Raw genomic sequence first — 15,904 nt, 5'->3', positions numbered from 1 at the left:
AATTAAAGTATAGTTTTACATTGATGTTTCCTAGAAAGAAGGATGAATGTTGAGAGACGGTGACTATTGGAGTTCTGATCACCTTTTAAAAAGAGGTTTCGTGGCATTATGCCTTGTCTTTATGGTTGCTAGTTCAATTCAGTTTATTCCGGTTCAATATATCTCAATTAATAATAAAATTATCGAAAATGTAACGTTAACAGTTGAGTTCTTTGGTGCGTATTTTATTATGATTAATTTTGCAATTTATGCGTATAAAAATTATGGGATAGGACCGCTTCTCAAACGGTTGGACTTATCTGGATACCAAACTACTGCATTTGCAACTGTAATAGCGTTTTTGATAGCTCAAGCATATATTTTTATGTCTGATATTTTTGTTCAAAATAGATTTAGCATACAAGCAACTCATTTCCCTAAGTACCTGTATAACAATTCATGGTCACTGATATTACTTATAATAGGTTATGTGTTTTTATCCCCTATAATTGAAGAACTTGTTTTTAGAGCATATTTATTAGATGTTGCTTTTCCTACTCAGTTAAAATGGGCAGGCGAGATTGTTTCTTCTGTTTTATATGGACTATTTCATATGAGATATCAAAATATTTTTTCGTTTGTTTTCTTTGCACAATATGGATTTTGGATGGCATGGCTATATAATCAAACAAAAAATATTAAATCGCCGATAATCATGCATATCGTCATTAATGCAGTTGGCATTACCATAATTGGATATTATTATTATCATTAAAAGCAGTATCTCTATGAAGATATTGCTTTTTTTATTTGTCCTTCTACCTAAAAATGACTCAAAATGATACAATAATAAATAAATGATTACATAGGTGGCGAGTTAATGAGAATTGATTGGCGATACTTTATGTCAGAACTATTAGTAATATGGGCTCCATTAACAATTGCGATGATTATCTGTCAGTTTTTAAATTTTAACTGGATTTTAAGCTCAGCATCATTATTATTTGCTTATTTCTTAGTGGTGCTTTTTAACCGCTCTAACAGATTATTTACATATTTATTTCATGTTGAAAAACAATCACATAATTCTTTTTTTGAATCAGTATTATTTTTCATCCTAACAGCAATTGGATTTTTTATGATTTTGCATCTTTTTAATGATGTGTTGTTGGGGGTTAGTGGAATTATCTTTATTGGTGTTTTTGCCGGATCACTGGTGATAGGTCCATCTAGTAAGAAAAATTCTTACTAAAAAACGATCTTCTTAGAGGGTCGTTTTTTATGTGTGGTCAAGTAAAAAAACAGCAAATTATTCGTGATAAAAAGTTAATCAAAATTTATTTCAAAATTTTTTTCGGCGAATTGATTCAGCGAAATGACTGAATTTTTACAGATTAGAAAACGCTAAGGCCTAAAAACGGGATTGAAAAAATATACCAGCGTGGTAGAATATATAGTGTTGTTTTCGCAAAGACCACTACATATAGTGTATATTACATAATTTTTCCGGAAAAATATGTGCTTGAAAGCAAAAATATCATAATAAGGGGATTTTCACTGTGTCAGCATATTTTAAATTTTTGGCTCACCAACTAAAGGGTTGGCCACAACAAAACTACTACTTATTTTTTTTCAGTTTAGGTTGCCAAGTAATGACTTTGGTAAACGCACCAATTACATGGTTATCAATTCTTACTTTCATTGGAACTACTTTAGGAGTTCTATGTGTGCTAGCAATCAATGCTGCTAAATCAGTTAACGGTGTATTAGGTATTTTATCAGCACTTTGCTTTATCGTTGTTGGTTTTTCTGCAAAGAACTTCCTAAGTATTGGTGAACAAATTGCTTACGTTATTACTTTAGATATTCCTGTTTTAATGAGTAAAAACTGGAACGTAAACATGGTTTCTAAGATTAGAAAATTCAATGCTAAGAGTTGGATCGTTTCAATTCTATTCACATTTATTGTTTACATTGGTTCTGGTTTCGCAATTCAAGCACTAACAAATGAACCTCGTCCATTCTACGATGCCTTCAGTTTTGCGGTTTGTTTAACTGCTGGAATCATCTGTTTCCTACGTTACAACAACCAATACTTCTGGTGGTTAGCATCTGGTGTGGCTCAATTAATCCTTTGGTTCATCACTTTCAGACAAGGATCAGCTACTCTAGCTATGTTCGTTAACTCAGCAATCTACATTGCTAATGATGTTTTAGCATTCACTATTTCACCATGGTTCAATGAACGTGAAAAGAAACGTTTAATGCAAGAAGAACAAGCTTACGCTGACAAGGTCGAAGCTTAATAATAAAAAAGAAGTTACCAATTGGTAACTTCTTTTTTTATACTTCAATGTTGGTGTCGATTAGTACTTTGACACGGGAATTATTGATGTTAAAGTCATCGGTAAATTCTAAATCGTGGTTAAACGACTCATCATTAATGCCTTTAATGACTAAGTTTTGGATGTTATCATCGTTAAATTGATCACCGAAGTAATCTTTCGCCAATGCAGCAATAAAACAATTAATAGAATCTTGATTGTATAGGATGCGGTTCTTGTAGATGTTAAAAATAGCACCGTCATAATCGATTTCTTCTTTGTGGGACAATTGTTTATCTTTAAGTTCTAGTGGGCTCTTACCAGCTAATAATAGATATGAGTAGGTATTAGTTTCCCTTTGGACTAATTTATAAAATGTAAAAGTTAATTGTGGATCGACGTTAAGCCCACAAACGTCATAAATTTCAGCTCCCATATCGACTAACGTATATTTATCTTCAATATAGGTAGGTAAGTCATTATGCGCTTCGAATAAAGGTAGATTGGCAGGTAAGAACTCTTCCAAACTAGTTTGTTCAAATCCGTGGTTGGAGTTGAATTCACGAATTTGGTTTAACTTTTTAGTGGTAGCTTCTGTTGGGAACAATTGAACGCTACCGTCGTATTTGTTTTCGATTTGATCGAAATCCATTTTCTTAAAAGTCCCGATTGGACTATCGATGATGGCGTGAGACATGGATTGACCAATTAAGTAATCAATCGCAAAAATGGTATCACCATGATCGACTAATTCGCTCATTTCTTCAAGCGAATCTTTAGCAGATTGATAGAAACGATCGCCTTTAATACTATTATCTAAAGCATTTTGCATGCATTTTAATGCTTGTGCGATGTTACCATTGTTCATTAATAGTTTCCCTAAGTAAAAGTTTGCTGGAACAAAGTTCGCGTCATAAACTAAGGCTTGTTGGAATAAGTGGACTGCGATGGGGTCTAAGTTAGTTCCAGAATCAGAGAAGATAATTCCTAATTTGGTTAGGACTTCTGATCGAGTTGGAACGGTTTGATTTAATTCTTCTTGAGTGATTGCGTTAGCAGGGTATAAAGAAATTGCCGAGCTAAGTAGTGAGATTGCATCGTCTCTGCAATCTTCATCAATGCATTGAGCAGCTAATTCAATGAATTTATTTAGCTGTTGGGCATTGTCTTTTCCTAAGTCAATTGAATCCATTGTGATGCTCCTGTCGTTTTATAGAATATCTATATTATAATCAATTTTTCAAAATAAAAAAACTTTACTATTAAACGGCTTTTCTGTAGTATGGTAGCTAATCAAATCATGGGGGTGAGGAGATACGTTGAAAAAATTAAAATGGCTAATTGTATTGGCGTTACCATTGCTATTGTTAGCGATGGCTCCAAAGTCAATTGATAGTCATGCAGAGAGTACTAATCCAACACCGACCAAAGAGTATGTGGTTGACGATTATGCTAATATTTTAAGTGATAGCACTAAGCAATTAGTGATTAATCAAGAGAAAAAATATCAACAAACCGAGACCAAACCACAGATTGTGGTGATGACTGTTAAATCAACTGGGAACTATTCAATCGATGATTATGCTGATCAGTTACTAGAAAATAGTCGTTGGAAATTTGGAAAAAAAGGATTGGATAACGGTGTTTTAATCTTATTTGCACAAAATAATGGACAAAACAACGTTAGAATTAGTACCGGTTATGGGGTGGAAGACATCTTGCCAGATGCCCTAACTAATCAAATCTTACAAAGTAATAAAACCTTATTGAAGTCTAGTGATAATAATGACATCAATAAAGGAATCCAAAATACGTTTCAACGAGTAGCAACCATCTTAGACAAGCGCTATGCGAACCTAAGTGAAAAACAAGCTAAACAAAAATTAGCTGATAAAAAGCCAAACTACTTAGTAGTCGGATTAGTTTTTATTATCATTGCTGCAATAATTGTGTCAGTGATATTACTTATCCGCAATCAAGATGACGACGATAATGACCATCATTATGGTGGTGGCGGTGGTCGCCGTTCTGACGATGGATTAGGTTCATTTATCTTAGGTGGTATCATTGGTAGCTTACTTAGTTCTGGCGGTCGTGGTGGATCATATGGTGGTTCTAACGGCGGAGGATTTGGTAGTTCCGGTGGTGGCGGAAACTTCGGTGGCGGAGGCTCATCGATTTAATAAAGGAGAATAAATCATGGAAAACAAACCATTTTATAAAAAAGGCTGGTTCATTTCACTAGCCGTTGTCGTTGTTGTATTATTTGCGTTAATTGGTGGCTTTATCAAGTCTGCTAACAGTATGGCAACCAGCGAACAAGGCGTTGAAGAACAATTAGGACAAGTCCAAACTGTATTACAACGTCGTGCAGACTTAATTCCAAACTTAGTTAGTGCCGTTAAAGGTCAACAAAAACAAGAAAAATCAGTTTATGGTGATATTGCGAAAGCCAGAACTGAATACTACAATGCCAAAACTAAGTACAGCAATGCGAGTTCAACTTCAGATAAGGTTAGTGCATTAAGTTCACAAGAACGTTCACTTAATGTATTAGTAGGATCAATTAAAGAAGCATATCCTAACCTATCTTCAAACAGCAATATGCAAACATTGATGGTTCAACTAGAAGGTAGTGAAAACCGTATTAGTGTTGAAAGAAATCGTTACAACCAAGCAGCCCGTGCTTACAACGATAAGCTAGTTAAATTCCCAGGATCATTAGTCGCAAGTATGACTGGTCACAAGAAGGTTAACTACTTTACAGCTGATACTAGCGCTCAAAACGCACCATCAGTTAATTTCTAATTTAAGAGCAAAATAAAAACGTTGAGAAAATTAATTCTCAACGTTTTTTTATTATTTAACGATGTCGATAGCGTTTTTAACTTTCTTAGCGTGAATATCGTTAATCGCAATTGAATGATGATGCTTACTAATTACTGAAGCATTAGTGTAATCATCTTGAGTGGAAATGTTTAGCGTTTCGTTCTTACCATTGTCAACTAGTTGGAATGCGTCTGAACTAGTAACGATAATAGTTTGATGAGGCTTGATTGGTTCGTTATCCCAACTTTGTTCAAATGAATTTAGATAACTTTGTTGATTGTACATTGTATTTGGATAAGCTGATGAATATGCTAGTGGTTGGTCCAATGAAGTTTTCTTGCCGTCGACCTTAGCATTTGCAACTAATTTAGTATTGTTTACAATTTGAGCTGCAGTAAGCATTTTGTTGGTGTTGTTAGTAGCTTTGTAGCTAAACAATACCATGTCAAAACGTTTCTTGGCATTATTATCGTAGCTAGTTCCGCGATAAGTTTTGTAGAAAACAATGCTTCCCTTTTTAGTGATCAACTTAGTTTCTTTTTTATCGTTCACTAACTTCACTAGTTTAGTTGGCTTAGTTGTTTCATCAGCACTTTTTTGCTTTTTACCACACGCACTAAGTGATAGTACGGCAATTAAAGCAACTGCAATCACAGATAATTTTTTCATTTTGCACCCCCGAAATATTTTCTATAACCATTCTACACTTTTTAGAAATTAAAAACGACTATTCCTATTTGGAATAGTCGTTTTTTTTATTCTTGACCGCGGGCTAATTGATGACCCTTAGTTTTGTAAATGATTAATCCAATTAGTAGTCCGACAAAGGCTGGAATTACCCAATCCATGCCAATTGATGCAAATGGTAGGATGCTTTGTTCAAAGTGAACTAGTGCTTTGATAAATGATAGGTTAGCTAAAACAGGTGGTAGTGCAGCTAACATATCGAAGAAGGCAGGGACTAAAGTAAAGATAATCGTAAAGAGATAAACGTTTTTATCCTTATGAATTAGTGGGGTACATAATCCAAGAATGATTAGAACCATCGCAAATGGGTATAAGAACATTAATACCGGGATGGACCAAGTGATAATCAGAGTTAATCCTTCGTTGGCAATGATAAATGATAGGAAACAGTTAATGGCTAACCATTGGTGATATGACAAACGAGGGAAGTGATCGTGGAAATCTTGAGCAAAAGCGGCCACTAGCCCTACGGCAGTAGTAACGCAAGTTAGAGTCATTAAGGTAGCTAATAATGCATGCCCGGTCATTCCTAAGTAGTGACCCATGTATTGGTTAAAAGTAGTTCCACCATCATCGTTGCTAATTTTGAATAGGTTTAAAGTAGTAGCCCCAATCCAAATTAGGATGATGTAGATAATTCCAACTAATGCTTCAGCAATTAAACCGGCACGAGCAGTCACTTTAGCATTTGATTTTGGTGTGGTCTTACCTAGTTGTTTAACAGCAGCAACAACAGTAACCCCGAATGCCAAACCAGCTAGGGCATCCATGGTGTTGTAACCTTGTAAGAATCCATTGAAGAATGATTGGTGTTTGTATGCTTCAGTAACGGGTTGTAGGGATGCATTTCCCATTGGGTGCATAAATGCTAGTAAAAATGATAGGAATAGTAATGCTAAAAATAGTGGGTTTAGAATCTTACCTAAGTTATCGATAATACTAGATGTGCGATATGATAGGTAGAATGTTGCGATAAAGAATAGTGCAGTGAAGATTAGCATCGCAATCTTTACGTATGGTGCGGGGATGAATGGTTCAATTCCTACAGTAAAGTTAACGCTGGCAGTTCTAGGGGTTGCAAATAGTGGTCCTAAAGTTGAATGAACTAAAACTAAAAAGATAATGGCAAAAACAGGACCGAGTGGGCGAGCAATATCGTATACTCCTTTGGCACGGGAAATACTAATTGCAAGTACTGATAATAGTGGTAGTAATACTCCTGACGCTAAAAATCCTAGCGTTGCTGGGACCCAGTTAGCACCGGATAATTGACCTAGGTGAATAGGGAAGATTAAGTTACCAGCACCGAAGAATAGTGCAAATAACATTGATCCGATAATTAAGTATTGTTTGATTGATAATGGTTTTGTATTGATGTCTTTAATTTCATTGTCCATAATGTTTCCTCCTTGAAAATACGGGTGTTAAATTGATTGCATGTATTAACTACTCACGACATTTGTCATAACCATCATCTCCTTTTTTGTAAAAGCAATAAAAAAAGCACCCTTAGTTCGTATTGAACCAAGGGTGCTTTCGCACGGTACCACCTTAATTGCTAATCGATATTCGATTAGCCACTTCACGTACTAACATACGCTAACACTGTAATGGGTGTACCCAATATACGTTACTCTCCATAAGGATTTCGGTATATAGCTCCAAAGATACTTTCACAAATAATCGGTTATCTCATTTCCAGATACTAGAGACTCTCTTGAACTCGCTTAAATGTTACTCTGCTTTTTCATCGCTTTTATTTAAACTGATTTATTTACTTAAAAAATATAGCAGTAAAATTTTTGAAAGTCAAATACTATTTTAAAGAATCTAATTCATCAGTTGAGATGTAGTGCTTATCAACTAATTCGGGATGGCTTTTCTTGAAAGTGTATTCCTTAATTGGATTCTTAGTTGGAACAGAAGTGTAAATCTTAAAGTCGTTAAATTGGTTGGCGTTACTTGTTACCATAACGTTATAACTTTCGTCACCATTAACCTTAAGCACGGCTGGCCAGTAAGTGTTGATTTTGTATAGTGATTCGATGTAAACGGCATCGGTTTTACCATAACGTTCCATCACTAATGGACCTTCTCCAGATACTGGATCAGTAGGGTGGTCGCCTCTGAATAAGTCAGGTTGAACCACGATTTTAGCTACTTGTCCGTAGTACCAATTACCATAGTAATTACTAGTGATTGGTTTGTAGACTGGGTTAGGATTGATGTCTTGGGTGGTTTGTTTCTTAGTGTCTTTTTTAACTGTTTTTTGGCTTGAAGAGCTACTCATAGAAGATGAACTGATACTTGATGGTGTTGAAGAAGAAACACTAGTTGAACTAGTAGCAGTCTTATCGGTTTTAGAGTTTGAATGGTGATATGCACCAAATGCCACGATAGCTAGAATGATGACAATTACGGCTGAAATTGCAGTAATAATTGCTTTTTTGTTTTTCACGATAACACGTCCTTTCAATTGCTATGTTATCACTTTGAAGAGATAAAAAAAGAGTTGAATCTTGGACTCAACTCTGATTTATTAAAGATGCTTTATTCTACAGTGTTTGCTGCCAAACGTTTATTTTTTAAGTAGTGACACATTAGGCCTAATAGTAAACCAGCGACTGCGAATACGACCCAATCCATACCGATTGATGCAAATGGTAGGTAGTGTTGTTGGAAACCACCAACGACTTTAGCAAATGCACTTTGTGATACGACTGGTGGGAATGATGCCAACATGTCCATTAAAGCAGGAACAGTGGTAAATAATACTACCCAGAAGTAAACGACTGGATCACGTTGGAATAGTGGTGAGAATACTGAAAGTAGGATTAAGACCATTGCAAATGGGTATAGGAACATTAGCATTGGTGTTGACCATTGGATGATGGTGTCCAAACCGAAGTTAGCAGTTAAGAATGATGCAACACACATTAGACCTAACCATTGAACATAGCTTAATACTGGGAAATGTTTGTGGAAATCTTGTGCGAATGCAGCAACTAAGCCCATTGCAGTAGTTAAACAAGTTAATGTAAGTAGTGTAGCTAAAAGTGCGTGACCAGTAGTTCCTAAGTAGTAACCCATTAATTGGTTAAATGCGACTCCACCGTCAGCAGATAGTTTGAAATGACCTAAAGTAGTGGCACCTAACCAGATTAGGACAACATAGATTAATCCGACTAAACCTTCAGCTAGAAAACCAGCTTTGGCAGTGACCTTGGCGTTACTAAAAGGATTAGTTTTACCTAGTTGATTAACAGCAGTAACGACGGTTACCCCGAATGCTAAACCAGCTAGGGCATCCATAGTGTTATAACCTTCTAAGAAACCGTTAAAGAATGATCCGTTTTGGTAAGCTGCAGTAACGGGTTGTGCAGCTGCTGAACTCATTGGGTGTAGGAAAGCTAGGAAGAAAACAACGAATAATAGCACTAAAAAGACGGGGTTTAATAGTTTTCCGACACTGTCCATGATAGTTGATTCCTTGTATGAAAGAAGGAAGGCAACTAAGAAGAATAAGAATGAAAATACTAGTAGTCCCACGTGGACATATTTGTCTGGTAAGAATGGTTGAACACCAACTGCGAACGGAACAGTAGCAGTTCTAGGGGTTCCAAATAGTGGTCCAATTGTAGCATGGATTAAGACCATGAAGACTAGTGCAAAGGTAGGTCCTAGTGGGACCCCAATGTCATAGACTCCTTTGGATCTAGTGACACTGATTGCTAATACTGATAGTAGTGGTAAAACGACTCCGGTACATAGAAAACCCAGCATCGCTAAGACCCAATGCGATCCGGATAATTGACCTAAGTGAATTGGAAAAATTAAGTTACCAGCTCCGAAGAAGAGGGCAAATAGCAGTGAACTGACGACTAAGTATTGTTTGGTTGATAGTGGTTTGGTATTTAAATCTTGCATAGTAAGACTCCTTTAATAATCTAATTGTGGTAGTTATGTTTGTTATCGGTAAAATGTCAATCGGACTATCCATTGCCATCATCTCCTTTATTATTTTTTGATTGCGGGAATAAAAAAAGACGCCCTTAATCTATTTTCATAGACTAAGGGCGTCTTTCGACACGGTACCACCTTACATTCGTAGCTAAAAAAGCTACCTTGACGTACTAACATACGCTGACGCTGTAAGGGGCGTTCCCCATGCACTTTACTTTTAGTTCAGTACATCGCTCGAAAGGGATTTTCGCAACCGAATCAATGCTTCCTTCCACCAGACGAAGCTCGCTTAAATTAATGTGAGTTGTTACTCAACTTTCTCATAGCAATCTTTTATTTTACATTATATTAAAACTTGATGAGAATAATGTCAACAGTATTTTTAAAATAATAATTCTTATACTTTTCTTAACAAATCCCTTGATTCACAAGTGATATAATATTACTATACTATAAACCAATAAATAGCTGTCAATTTTTTAGTATGATAGAGGAGATATATACATGAAGATTGATAATTATGTTCCAAAGAATCAAAGAAGAGAAGTTTCTGATCAAAGAATCAAAAACTTAAAAATTATGAGTAAAGTGGCTATCTTTACTTCATCACTTATGTACATTGCATACATTCCAGAAATTATTCAAAACTTTTCTGGAACACCAGTTAGCCCAATTCAACCATTCGTTGCAACAATTAACGCAACATTATGGACACTATATGGTTGGTTTAAGACCTATAAAGATTGGCCTTTAATTATTTCAAATGTCCCGGGAGTTATTTTTGGTTTAGTAACGCTGGTAACAGTGTTTGTACATTAATAAAGAGCCTAATGAGCAGATCGAAGTCGGTCTGCTTTTTTTTTTATTTGCCAAAAAGAACATTTGTTCGTATAATAAATTTATCGAAAGGAGGAACTGCAAATGGATTATTCAAAAGAACCCAAAGGTGTATTTATGGTGATTGATAATAAGTCTTTTTATGCCAGCGTTGAGTGTGTTCAACTAGGATTGAATCCACTAACCGCAAGTTTAGTGGTGATGTCTGATCAGGATAATACTAACGGTGGATTGATTTTAGCATCTTCTCCAACTGCTAAGAAAAGATTCCATATTACTAACGTTACTAGAAAGCGCGATTTACCTTGGGATGATTCATTGATTGTAGTTCCTCCTAGAATGAACTTGTATATCCAAAAGAACTTAGAAATTAATCAAATTTTCCATGAGTTTGCAGATGAAAAGCACTGCTTTCCATATTCAATCGATGAAACGATTTTAGATTTAACGCATTCATGGCAATTGTTTGGTAATTCACCAGCGGAAGTTGCCCGTAAAATTCAAAAGACCGTTAGAAAAAGACTTGGTCTTTATACTACAGTCGGCATTGGTGATAACCCAGTTCAGGCTAAATTAGCATTGGATTTATTTGCCAAACACAATCGTGATTTAGTTGGTCAATTAAGCTATCAAAACTTTACGGAATTAGTGTGGCCAATTCAACCGTTGGATAAAATTTGGAGCATCGGTAAGCACACTAGACAACACTTAGAAAGACTCGGCATTCATAATTTAGGAGAATTGGCTCGAACTGATCCATACGAATTAAAAGCCCATTTAGGCGTAATGGGATATCAGTTGTTTGCGATTGCATGGGGAATTGATCGTGCTCAATTAGACCAAAAGGTGCCGATTAAAGATAAGGGACTATCAAATTCGCAAGTTCTACCTAGGGACTATAAAGATAAGCATGAACTAGAAGTTGTTATTACTGAAATTGCTGAACAAGTAGCATCTAGATTACGTCATCGTAAAAAGCAAACTAGTTGCGTTCATTTATATTTGGGATTTTCATACGTAGAAAGCGAAGGTAGTGAACGGACAAGTATTTCGCATGAACAAAAGATTGCGACGACTTCTGACAATCGGGAATTAATTGGAGCGGTTTTGGACTTGTTCCATAAACATTGGCACGGCGAACGAATTAGAAATGTCGGCGTTTCATATACCAGATTAAGTGATAGTAATGCACAGCAATTAGACATCTTTTCTAATCCAGAAGTTCAAATCAAAAAGTCAAAGTTAGACCAAGTAACTGATGAAATTCGTGACAAGTTTGGTGCGACCGCCATTTTTAAAGGCCATAGTTTAGAAAAGGGTGCCACAATGCTCAAGCGTTCCGGGTTAGTCGGTGGTCATAATGGAGGAAATGCATATGACTAATCATAGATAATGTAATTCAAACGGATTATAATCCTGTTTAAAACTTAGAAAGGACGAAAAAGTTATGGCAGATTACATTAAAGATATTAGAAGTCAAATTGGTAATTATCCAATTATATTAACTTTTGCAGGCGGAATTTTAACGAATGAAAAGAATGAAGTTTTATTGCAAAAGAGATCTGATTTTAACGTTTGGGGATTGCCTGGCGGAGCTATGGAATTTGGTGAGACGGCTAGGGAGACATGCGTAAGAGAATTTAAAGAAGAAACCGGAATTAATGTAATTATTCAAGAACTTTTAGGAGTGTCTACAAATCAAATCCAAGAATATCCTAATGGGGATAAGGCGCAGTGCGTAGTTATTAATTTTATCGTAAAAAAGGATAGTAAAAGTAATTGTGTATTAAGCGATGAAACACTGGATTTAAAATATTTTAGCTTAGACAACCTTCCTAAACTAATAAATGATCAGCACTATAAAATTATAGAAAACTATTATTACAACAGGTTCCCTTATTATGACTAATCAACAAACAGCTAGATTAATATTAGACCGTGCAATTCCTCTGTTTAAGCGAGAATATAACGTTCAATACCGTTTAAAAGTCGTGTTGGATCCATATGACCACCAATTTAATTTCTACATGATTAGATTTAAACCAGGTCATATTACTAGAGTGACACCGCTTCATCATGTTAAAAGCACTAACATTTTAGATTTAGAAGAACTACTATCTTTAATAGAACAAGAGCTTAAGTTAACCGTAGTTTTTGCTGGATTTGAAGGAATTAAATGGGAAAGTAAGAAAGGCTATATTCAACGACCTAAAAGAAGGGACTGAGAAATAGATGAATCATAATGTTGATGATCAAACAGTACAAAATTTCTTTGACTATTACTATCATGATAGAGGGATGCTGAAATGGCAGGGATTTATGTTATCCGATCACGTGAGCGCACTGCGTAAAGAACAGCGTGAATCAATTGATGATAGTTATTTATATATGAGTCAAAAGGAAATTTATAAGCAATTAGATTTAAAAGGAAAAAAGAAACAACCTGTTGAAATCACCTTGATTAACGTCGAAAATCAACAACAAGTTATTAATGGGATTGTGGTTAATCTACAACCTGATCAAGTAACTATATTGGTTGATACAACTGAAATGATTGTGTTGATGGCAGAAATTTTAATCGTTAAATAGTAAATAGATAAAAGTCTAAAATACTTCTGTTATAATGGATAGTAACAAATAACGAAAGGTGAATGGTGGATGAGTAAAAAAGCCAAATTAACACTTGGAATCTTCTTATTATCAATTGTCTATATGCTCTTTTTCATGCATCCGACGATGTGGCGTGATGAAAGTTTTACCATGGCATTAATCAGTCATAATTTTGGCGATATTATTAGACTAGATGCAATGGATGTCCATCCACCTTTTTATTACCTTTCGTTAAAAGCGTTTTTAAATGTAACTACTTTTTGGACTGACTCATTATTTACTCAAGTTGTGTTCGCCCGTGTATTTTCATATCTCGTAGCAATATTAACTTTTATTACATTGTCTAGAACTGTTAAGAATTTAGGAGTGCCAAGATCACACGCAATTCAATGGATTGGTTTCTTCTTAGCGCCAAGTATCATGCGTTATTCCACTCAAATTAGAATGTACGCATTGGCAGCATTATTATTAGCGTTACTATTTAACCAATTACAACATTATGATCATTCGCATAAATCTGGCCATATTGTCTTGGCCGTATTATTTGCTTCTTTGGCATCATATACTCATTATTTTGCGGCTGTTGCTGCAGGTTGGATGCTGCTTTTGTACTTCATTAAGTTTCAGCTAAATCGTCATGATACACATGCGTTATTATCATCTATTATGGTCTTTTTAATCATGTTTATTCCTTGGGGTGTTGTCGCATACTCCCAAGTCCAACAAGTTAAAAGCACTTATTGGATTCCGGATGTAACTTGGGGAACGGTTTCTGGTAATTTTACCAACTTATTCGCAGATGTTTTTACCGAAAATGGAGGCAGTATTTATGCGATTGCCTTCTTAGTATTATGTGTTTATCCGGTGATCTGGGCTTACTTTAATATGTCCAAACAATTTAAGATTGGATTAACGATGGTTATATCAATATTTATCTTAACCACACTTACTGGAATTATTGTGTCAATCTTGGTTAAACCAATTTATATTGCAAGATATGGATATCCGGTTTATGCAATGTTGATTTTCTTTGTGATGACGATTGTGGCACAGATGATTAGTCGATATAAAGCCAGATTATCAAATCAATATAGCAGTTACTTACTTTTAACTGCTTTTACAATTTTGATTGGAATTAATGTCGGATTTTTGGCTACTAATCAATTCACACGCTACGTACTACCAGTTGTTAACTTATCTCAAGCAGTTCAGGGATATCAAGAAAATCCTAATAAAGCAATCCATGTTAATCCAAAACAAAGTGTTAACACAATTGTTGAAAAAATTGTTTACATTAAATCTATTAACAAAGAAGTCATTATTAAGAATTTTGATATCGGGCATTTAGTTGGTAATAATAACCAGGCACTATTCCACGGAGTCTTTGACAACGTCAATGTTGATATGTATAAAAAACAAGCAAAAGGTAGCTAACTTTAAGTTAGCTACCTTTTTAGTAACAATAATGTAATATTTTTATATCGTGCCCGACATAATAACTATGAATGTGCTTTCATAAAATGAAGGGTACCGATATATAAAGGCAGAGTGTGATTTTTTATTGTATAATACCAACAATGTTATACATATAAAATAAAAACAGAAAAGAGTGAGTCTTGTGAACAACGACGAACAAATGAGTCGCGTAAGCAAACAAAACAAAAATAAAAAGCCAAAGAAACGTATGAAAACATGGAAAAAAGTTACGTTATGGATTGTTGGAATATTAGTTATTTTAATTGGTGTAGGGGCATTCGCTGCTTACTATAAAGCTAATCAAGTTGCTAATGATGTTTATAAAGCGTCTGGAGCTAAGTCTGTAAGAAATGCTGATAAGATCCTGCAAGAAAAGAAACCGGTATCCATCTTATTTATGGGAACGGATACTGATTTCGATGGTAGAAGTGATAAAGGTCGTACTGATAGTATGATGGTAATTACTTTAAATCCAAAAACTAAGACTACTACAATGGTGAGTGTTCCTCGTGATATGAAGGTTAACCTACCTGATTTTCCACAATATTCTCCATCAAAGATCAATGCCGCATATACTTATGGGGATGCAAAAGAAGCAATTAACGCAATGCAAGAACATTTTAATATTCCTATTGATTACTATGTTGTATTAAGTCTAGGTGGTCTTAAAAAAGCGATTGATCAAGTTGGTGGTGTTGATGTAGTATCTCCTTTGACATTCAGCTTTAAAGGTGAAAATTATGTTAAAGGTCAACTAGAACATATGGATGGAACTAAGGCAATGTGGTTCTCAAACATGAGAGAACAAGACCCACAAGGTGATTATGGACGTCAAGCACGTCAAAGATTAGTTTTAACAGCCTTAATGAAAAAAGCCATTTCATATAAGACAGTTTTAAATACAGCCTTCCTAGATTCACTATCTAAAAACTTAAAGACAAACTTAACTATGAATGACATGCTTCAATTAGCTCTTCATTACCGTGACACTAACAAAAACATTAAGAGTGACTATGCTCATGGTACAAACGATAATGAAGACGGGGTATCATTCCAAGATGTTTCTGGAAGTGAACAAACTAGAATTTCAAATGTAATTAACAACAGTTTGAAATAAAAAAACAAAACCTTCGGGTTTT

The 15,904-nt window shown here is 35.1% G+C and carries 17 protein-coding genes and 2 other annotated features; of the genes, 12 read left to right on the top strand and 5 right to left on the bottom strand.

The annotated features are described in order from the left end of the window. Nucleotides 1-46: 46 nt before the first annotated feature. From RZ74_RS06085 to pnuC, 3 genes are all read left to right on the top strand, one after another. A complete protein-coding gene (locus tag RZ74_RS06085; RefSeq protein WP_083437191.1) occupies nt 47-754 on the top strand; it encodes a CPBP family intramembrane glutamic endopeptidase in 708 nt (235 codons plus the stop codon). Between the two features lie 105 nt (nt 755-859). Next, complete coding sequence (locus tag RZ74_RS06080; RefSeq protein WP_053950512.1) at nt 860-1,231, top strand: hypothetical protein; 372 nt, start codon at nt 860-862, stop codon at nt 1,229-1,231. A 307-nt stretch (nt 1,232-1,538) separates the two neighbouring features. Then, the gene (gene pnuC / locus RZ74_RS06075) at nt 1,539-2,285 is read left to right on the top strand and encodes a nicotinamide riboside transporter PnuC (protein ID WP_053950511.1); all 747 of its coding nucleotides are present in this window, start codon (nt 1,539-1,541) and stop codon (nt 2,283-2,285) included. Between the two features lie 37 nt (nt 2,286-2,322). Here the strand turns inward: pnuC and RZ74_RS06070 are convergent, their stop codons facing one another. Next, entirely contained in the window at nt 2,323-3,495 is a 1,173-nt protein-coding gene (locus RZ74_RS06070; protein WP_053950510.1) for a tetratricopeptide repeat protein, read from the bottom strand. A 127-nt stretch (nt 3,496-3,622) separates the two neighbouring features. Between RZ74_RS06070 and RZ74_RS06065 the strand changes: the two genes are divergently transcribed. Next, nucleotides 3,623-4,486 (top strand): TPM domain-containing protein, encoded by an 864-nt coding sequence (locus RZ74_RS06065; protein WP_053950509.1) that lies wholly within the window; start codon nt 3,623-3,625, stop codon nt 4,484-4,486. 16 nt (nt 4,487-4,502) lie between these two features. Next, entirely contained in the window at nt 4,503-5,111 is a 609-nt protein-coding gene (locus tag RZ74_RS06060) for a LemA family protein (RefSeq protein ID WP_053950508.1), read from the top strand. A gap of 51 nt (nt 5,112-5,162) precedes the next feature. Here the strand turns inward: RZ74_RS06060 and RZ74_RS06055 are convergent, their stop codons facing one another. From RZ74_RS06055 to brnQ (RZ74_RS06040), 4 genes are all read right to left on the bottom strand, one after another. Beyond that, complete coding sequence (locus RZ74_RS06055; protein WP_053950507.1) at nt 5,163-5,801, bottom strand: LptM family lipoprotein; 639 nt, start codon at nt 5,799-5,801, stop codon at nt 5,163-5,165. 86 nt (nt 5,802-5,887) lie between these two features. Then, nucleotides 5,888-7,276 (bottom strand): branched-chain amino acid transport system II carrier protein, encoded by a 1,389-nt coding sequence (gene brnQ / locus RZ74_RS06050; RefSeq protein WP_083437190.1) that lies wholly within the window; start codon nt 7,274-7,276, stop codon nt 5,888-5,890. 126 nt (nt 7,277-7,402) lie between these two features. Next, nucleotides 7,403-7,639 (bottom strand) — a binding site (T-box leader). 56 nt (nt 7,640-7,695) lie between these two features. Beyond that, nucleotides 7,696-8,337 (bottom strand): hypothetical protein, encoded by a 642-nt coding sequence (locus RZ74_RS06045; protein WP_053950506.1) that lies wholly within the window; start codon nt 8,335-8,337, stop codon nt 7,696-7,698. Between the two features lie 92 nt (nt 8,338-8,429). Then, the gene (gene brnQ, locus RZ74_RS06040; protein ID WP_053950505.1) at nt 8,430-9,806 is read right to left on the bottom strand and encodes a branched-chain amino acid transport system II carrier protein; all 1,377 of its coding nucleotides are present in this window, start codon (nt 9,804-9,806) and stop codon (nt 8,430-8,432) included. 142 nt (nt 9,807-9,948) lie between these two features. Then, nucleotides 9,949-10,175 (bottom strand) — a binding site (T-box leader). A gap of 171 nt (nt 10,176-10,346) precedes the next feature. On the opposite strand from brnQ (RZ74_RS06040), the gene RZ74_RS06035 reads away from it, so the two are divergent. The 7 genes from RZ74_RS06035 (at nt 10,347) to RZ74_RS06005 (ending at nt 15,882) form a co-directional block, all read left to right on the top strand. Further along, nucleotides 10,347-10,661 carry a SemiSWEET family transporter gene (locus RZ74_RS06035; RefSeq protein WP_053950504.1) on the top strand — a complete coding sequence of 105 codons (315 nt, stop codon included), beginning with the start codon at nt 10,347-10,349 and terminating at the stop codon, nt 10,659-10,661. Nucleotides 10,662-10,763: 102 nt separating this feature from the next. Further along, nucleotides 10,764-12,062 carry a Y-family DNA polymerase gene (locus RZ74_RS06030; RefSeq protein WP_053950503.1) on the top strand — a complete coding sequence of 433 codons (1,299 nt, stop codon included), beginning with the start codon at nt 10,764-10,766 and terminating at the stop codon, nt 12,060-12,062. A 64-nt stretch (nt 12,063-12,126) separates the two neighbouring features. Continuing rightward, complete coding sequence (locus RZ74_RS06025; RefSeq protein ID WP_053950502.1) at nt 12,127-12,588, top strand: NUDIX hydrolase; 462 nt, start codon at nt 12,127-12,129, stop codon at nt 12,586-12,588. Continuing rightward, a complete protein-coding gene (locus tag RZ74_RS06020; RefSeq protein WP_053950501.1) occupies nt 12,581-12,904 on the top strand; it encodes a hypothetical protein in 324 nt (107 codons plus the stop codon). Before RZ74_RS06025 ends, RZ74_RS06020 begins: the two co-directional genes overlap by 8 nt. Nucleotides 12,905-12,911: 7 nt before the next feature. Next, a complete protein-coding gene (locus RZ74_RS06015; protein ID WP_053950500.1) occupies nt 12,912-13,268 on the top strand; it encodes a hypothetical protein in 357 nt (118 codons plus the stop codon). A 69-nt stretch (nt 13,269-13,337) separates the two neighbouring features. After that, nucleotides 13,338-14,723: a hypothetical protein gene (locus RZ74_RS06010; RefSeq protein ID WP_053950499.1), complete on the top strand. Its 1,386-nt coding sequence runs from the start codon at nt 13,338-13,340 to the stop codon at nt 14,721-14,723. A gap of 202 nt (nt 14,724-14,925) precedes the next feature. Further along, nucleotides 14,926-15,882 carry an LCP family protein gene (locus RZ74_RS06005; protein WP_378252568.1) on the top strand — a complete coding sequence of 319 codons (957 nt, stop codon included), beginning with the start codon at nt 14,926-14,928 and terminating at the stop codon, nt 15,880-15,882. Nucleotides 15,883-15,904: the final 22 nt, after the last annotated feature.

Origin of the sequence: Apilactobacillus apinorum (assembly GCF_001281175.1) — a bacterium.
GTDB lineage: Bacteria > Bacillota > Bacilli > Lactobacillales > Lactobacillaceae > Apilactobacillus > Apilactobacillus apinorum.
Note: the sequence above shows the minus strand (reverse complement) of the source record. Positions and strands in the feature narration are given on the sequence as shown.